Origin of the sequence: Rhodopseudomonas sp. BR0G17, assembly GCF_010907025.1 — a bacterium.
Lineage (GTDB): Bacteria > Pseudomonadota > Alphaproteobacteria > Rhizobiales > Xanthobacteraceae > Rhodopseudomonas > Rhodopseudomonas palustris_H.
Genome location: NZ_QUML01000073.1, coordinates 1 through 4323, shown reverse-complemented (window position 1 = coordinate 4323; position 4323 = coordinate 1). Strand labels below are relative to the sequence as shown.

The 4323-nt window shown below is 65.5% G+C and carries 4 protein-coding genes; all 4 read left to right on the top strand.

Features of this window, described 5'->3' with window-relative positions:
* Window positions 1-163: 163 nt before the first annotated feature.
* The 4 genes from DY467_RS25155 to DY467_RS25140 all read left to right on the top strand — a co-directional run bounded on the left by DY467_RS25155 (window position 164) and on the right by DY467_RS25140 (window position 4153).
* Window positions 164-1282 (top strand): 4-oxalomesaconate tautomerase, encoded by a 1119-nt coding sequence (locus DY467_RS25155; RefSeq protein WP_164639758.1) that lies wholly within the window; start codon window positions 164-166, stop codon window positions 1280-1282.
* A gap of 209 nt (window positions 1283-1491) precedes the next feature.
* On the top strand, window positions 1492-2520 hold the full coding sequence (locus tag DY467_RS25150; RefSeq protein ID WP_164639756.1) for an amidohydrolase family protein: 1029 nt from the start codon (window positions 1492-1494) through the stop codon (window positions 2518-2520).
* A gap of 2 nt (window positions 2521-2522) precedes the next feature.
* On the top strand, window positions 2523-3218 hold the full coding sequence (gene ligK / locus DY467_RS25145; RefSeq protein ID WP_164639755.1) for a 4-carboxy-4-hydroxy-2-oxoadipate aldolase/oxaloacetate decarboxylase: 696 nt from the start codon (window positions 2523-2525) through the stop codon (window positions 3216-3218).
* The gene (locus DY467_RS25140) at window positions 3218-4153 is read left to right on the top strand and encodes a DUF1932 domain-containing protein (RefSeq protein ID WP_164639753.1); all 936 of its coding nucleotides are present in this window, start codon (window positions 3218-3220) and stop codon (window positions 4151-4153) included. The genes ligK and DY467_RS25140 overlap by 1 nt, the downstream gene beginning before the upstream one ends.
* The last annotated feature ends 170 nt before the right edge of the window (window positions 4154-4323 follow it).

Below are 4323 nucleotides of genomic sequence, written 5' to 3'. Positions count from 1 at the left end.
GATCCTGACTGACCTGGTGCGGACGCTGCCGACCTGATTCCGGCTCACGGTTTTCGGCACGGGCGGTTGCCATGCCAGAAGCCGATAGCTGTTATAGACCACCCGCCGTGGCGCCGGTCAGGCCGCCCGGCCAAAATAGCAATAACAATCCGGAAGGAAACGAATGCAAACCGCCATTCCCTGCCTGTTTATGCGCGGCGGGACCTCACGCGGCCCCTTCTTCAATGCAGCCGACCTGCCGAGCGACATCGTCACCCGTGACAAGGTATTGCTCGCGGTGATGGGCTCGCCCGATCGCCGCCAGATCGACGGCCTCGGCGGCGCTCATCCGCTCACCAGCAAGGTCGGCATCGTTTCCAAGGGATCGAAGCCCGGCGTCGATCTCGATTTCTTGTTCGCCCAGCTGCAGCCTGACAAAGACACGGTCGATACCACGCCGAACTGCGGCAACATGCTGGCCGCCGTCGTGCCGTTCGCGCTGGAAACCGGGCTGGTGAAGCCGCAAGGGCCGACCACCACGCTGCGGGTGCTGACGCTGAACACCGACATGCAGTGCGACATTACGGTGCAGACGCCGAATGGCTATGTCGATTACGAGGGCGATGCGCGGATCGACGGCGCGCCCGGCACCTCGGCGCCGATCAAGATCAACTTCCTCGATACCGCGGGTTCAGTGGCGCCCGGCCTGCTGCCGACCGGCAACGTCCGCGATATCATCGACGGCGTCGAGGTGACCTGCATCGACAACGGCATGCCGCTGGTGATGTTTCGCGCCGAGGCGGTCGGCCGCACCGGCTATGAGGGCGTCGCGCAGCTCAACGCCGACACCGAGCTGAAAGCGCGGTTGGAAAAGCTGCGGATCGCCTGCGGCCATGCGATGCAGCTCGGCGACGTCACCTCGAAGAACTATCCGAAGATGACGCTGATCTCGGCACCGCGCGCCGGCGGCAGCATCTCGACCCGCAGTTTCATTCCTCACGTCTGCCACGACGCCATCGGCGTGCTCGCCGCCGTGACGGTGGCGACCGCCTGCGTGCTGGAAGGCAGCGTCACCCAAGGCATCGCGCAGGTGCCGCACGGCACCGTCAAGCAGATCTCGGTGGAACACCCGACCGGCGAATTCTCGGTCGAGATCGAGGTCGACCCGCAGAACCCGCAAAACGTCACCCGCGCCGCCCTGCTGCGCACCGCCCGCCTGATCATGCGCGGCGACGCGATGGTGCCGGGCTCGGTGTGGGACGGCAAGCAAACCAGCGACGCAGCGCTGCGGCGCGCGGGCTAAGACATCGAAGAATAGAGGACCAACACCGAAGCCCGCGCTGTTAGCACGAGCGACGCCACAACCACAGACGTCATGCCCGGGCTCGACCCGGGCATCCATCTTCTTCCGAGAAAGTTGGATTGCCGGGCCTACGCCGCGCCGGAGGGGCTTCGGCCCCGCAGGCGGGGCAAGCCCGGCAATGACGGAAACAGACTATTCGAGGACACCCGATGATCATCGACATTCACGGCCACTACACCACCGCGCCGAAGGCGCTGGAGGATTGGCGTAACCGGCAAATCGCCGGCATCAAGGATCCGTCCGTGATGCCGAAAGTGTCCGAGCTGAAGATTTCGGACGATGAGCTGCGCGCCTCGATCATCGATAACCAGCTGAAGAAGATGCAGGAGCGCGGCAGCGACCTGACGGTGTTCTCTCCGCGCGCCTCGTTCATGGCGCACCATATCGGCGACTTCAACGTCTCGTCGACCTGGGCGGCGATCTGCAACGAGCTGTGCTACCGCGTCTCGCAGCTGTTCCCCGACAACTTCATCGGCGCAGCGATGCTGCCGCAGTCGCCGGGCGTTGACCCTGCGACCTGCATCCCCGAGCTGGAGAAGTGCGTCAAGGAGTACGGCTTCGTCGCCATCAACCTCAATCCCGATCCGTCGGGCGGACACTGGACCTCGCCGCCGCTGACCGACCGGCACTGGTACCCGATCTACGAGAAGATGGTCGAGCTGGAGATCCCGGCGATGATCCACGTCTCGACCAGCTGCAACGCCTGCTTCCACACCACCGGCGCGCACTATCTCAACGCCGATACCACTGCGTTCATGCAGTGCGTCGCCGGCGATTTGTTCAAGGATTTCCCCGAGCTGAAATTCATCATCCCGCACGGCGGCGGCGCGGTGCCGTATCACTGGGGCCGGTTCCGCGGTCTGGCACAGGAGATGAAGAAGCCGTTGCTCGAAGACCATGTGCTGAACAACATCTTCTTCGACACCTGCGTGTATCACCAGCCGGGCATCGACCTGCTCAACACCGTAATTCCGGTCGACAACGTGCTGTTCGCCTCGGAGATGATCGGCGCGGTGCGCGGCATCGATCCCAAGACCGGGTTCTATTACGACGACACCAAGCGCTACATCGAGGCGTCGACCATCCTGACGCCCGAAGAGAAGCAGCAGATCTACGAAGGCAACGCCCGCCGCGTCTATCCGCGGCTCGATGCCGCGCTCAAGGCGAAGGGTAAGTAACCATGACCGTGCGGATGAACGATCTCGGCATCGTCAAGCGCAACATCGGCCGCGCCGACAAGGCTGCCGTCGAGAAGCTGTCGCGGTTCGGCGTCGCCACCGTGCACGAGGCGATGGGCCGAGTCGGCCTGATGGCACCGTACATGCGTCCGATCTATTCCGGCGCGCATATCTGCGGCACCGCCGTCACCGTGCTGCTGCAGCCGGGCGACAACTGGATGATGCATGTGGTCGCCGAACAGATTCAGCCCGGTGACGTCGTGGTTGCGGCCTGCACCGCCGACTCCACCGACGGCTTCTTCGGCGACCTGCTCGCCACCAGTTTTCGCGCCCGCGGCGCGCTCGGCCTGATCATTGACGCCGGCGTCCGCGACGTTCGCGATCTCACCGAGATGAAGTTTCCGGTATGGTCCAAGGCGATCCACGCCAAGGGCACGGTGAAAGCGACGCTCGGCTCGGTCAACATCCCGGTGGTCGCCGCCGGCGCGCATATCACGCCCGGTGACGTGGTGATTGCCGATGACGACGGCGTCGTGGTGGTGCCGGCCGCGGTGGCACGGATGGCGGCCGATGCGGCCGAGGCCCGCGAGGCCAACGAGGCCGAAAAGCGCGCCAAGCTGGCGAGCGGCGTGCTCGGCCTCGACATGTACAAGATGCGCGAGCCGCTTGAAAAAGCCGGCCTGAAGTACATCGACTGATGAGCAGCGCGGCGAAACAATGGCTGTTCGGGATCGTCGGCTACGGCGAGGTCGGCAAGATTCTCGCCGAGGATTTGCGCGCGCAAGGCGTCAAGGTCGCGGCCTATGACGTCAAGCTCGCCGACGATCGCGGCGGGCCGCTGCGCGAGCATGCCACCCGCCACGGCGTGACGCTGACGACAACGCATGCCGAGCTTGCAGCGCGCAGCGACTTCATCATCTCGGCGGTGACCGCCAGCCAAACCGTCGCGGTCGCCGAGGCCTGCGCCGGCGCGATCAATCAAGGCACCTGGTTTCTCGACTTCAACTCCGCCTCGCCCGGCGCCAAGCAGCGCGCCGCCTCGCTGATCGACGGCGCTCAGGGACGCTATGTCGAAGGCGCAGTGATGACCTCGGTGCCGCCGGATCGCATCAAGGTGCCGCTGCTGCTCGGCGGCGCGCACGCAGCCGAATTGGCGCCGCTGATCAATACGCTCGGCTTCGCCGCCAAGCCGGCGAGTGATCAGCTCGGCGTCGCCTCGGCCACCAAGATGTGCCGCAGCATCATGATCAAGGGCCTCGAGGCGATGGTGATCGAGAGCTTCACCACCGCGCGGGCCTACGGCGTCGAGGCCGCGGTGATCGCCTCGCTGCAAGAGACGTTTCCGTCGATCGATTGGGAGAAGCAGGGCGCCTACTTCTTCCAGCGCGTGATCGAACACGGCCGCCGCCGCGCCGAGGAAGTCCGCGAAGTCGCCGAGACGGTGCGCGAAGCCGGCCTGACGCCGTGGTCCGCGCAAGGCACCGCGGAGCGGCAGGCGTGGGTCGCGGACCTCGCCGACGAAGGCCTGTTCGGCCCCCGCGGCGCATCCGGCTTTGCGCGGAGTCCGGACTGGCGGACGGAGGCTGATCGGATTCTGGCGAAGGTGAAGGACGATCAAGGACGGAAGTCTTGACCTGAATTTGTAGCCGAAGCGCTCGTGGCACCCCTCCCCCTTGCGGGGAGGGTCGGCCGAGCGAAGCGGAGGCCGGGGTGGGGGTCCACCAGTTGCAGTGCCTGGGGACCCCCACCCCGGCCTCCGCCTGTCCCTTATACACATCTGACGCTGCCGACGACCCCCTACCT

Excerpts from the sequence above, each read along its gene's own strand:
- DY467_RS25150 (WP_164639756.1), top strand. The coding sequence starts at position 1,492 with ATGATCATCGACATTCACGGCCACTACACCACCGCGCCGAAGGCGCTG.
- DY467_RS25155 (WP_164639758.1), top strand. The coding sequence starts at position 164 with ATGCAAACCGCCATTCCCTGCCTGTTTATGCGCGGCGGGACCTCACGC.
- DY467_RS25140 (WP_164639753.1), top strand. The coding sequence starts at position 3,218 with ATGAGCAGCGCGGCGAAACAATGGCTGTTCGGGATCGTCGGCTACGGC.
- ligK (WP_164639755.1), top strand. The coding sequence starts at position 2,523 with ATGACCGTGCGGATGAACGATCTCGGCATCGTCAAGCGCAACATCGGC.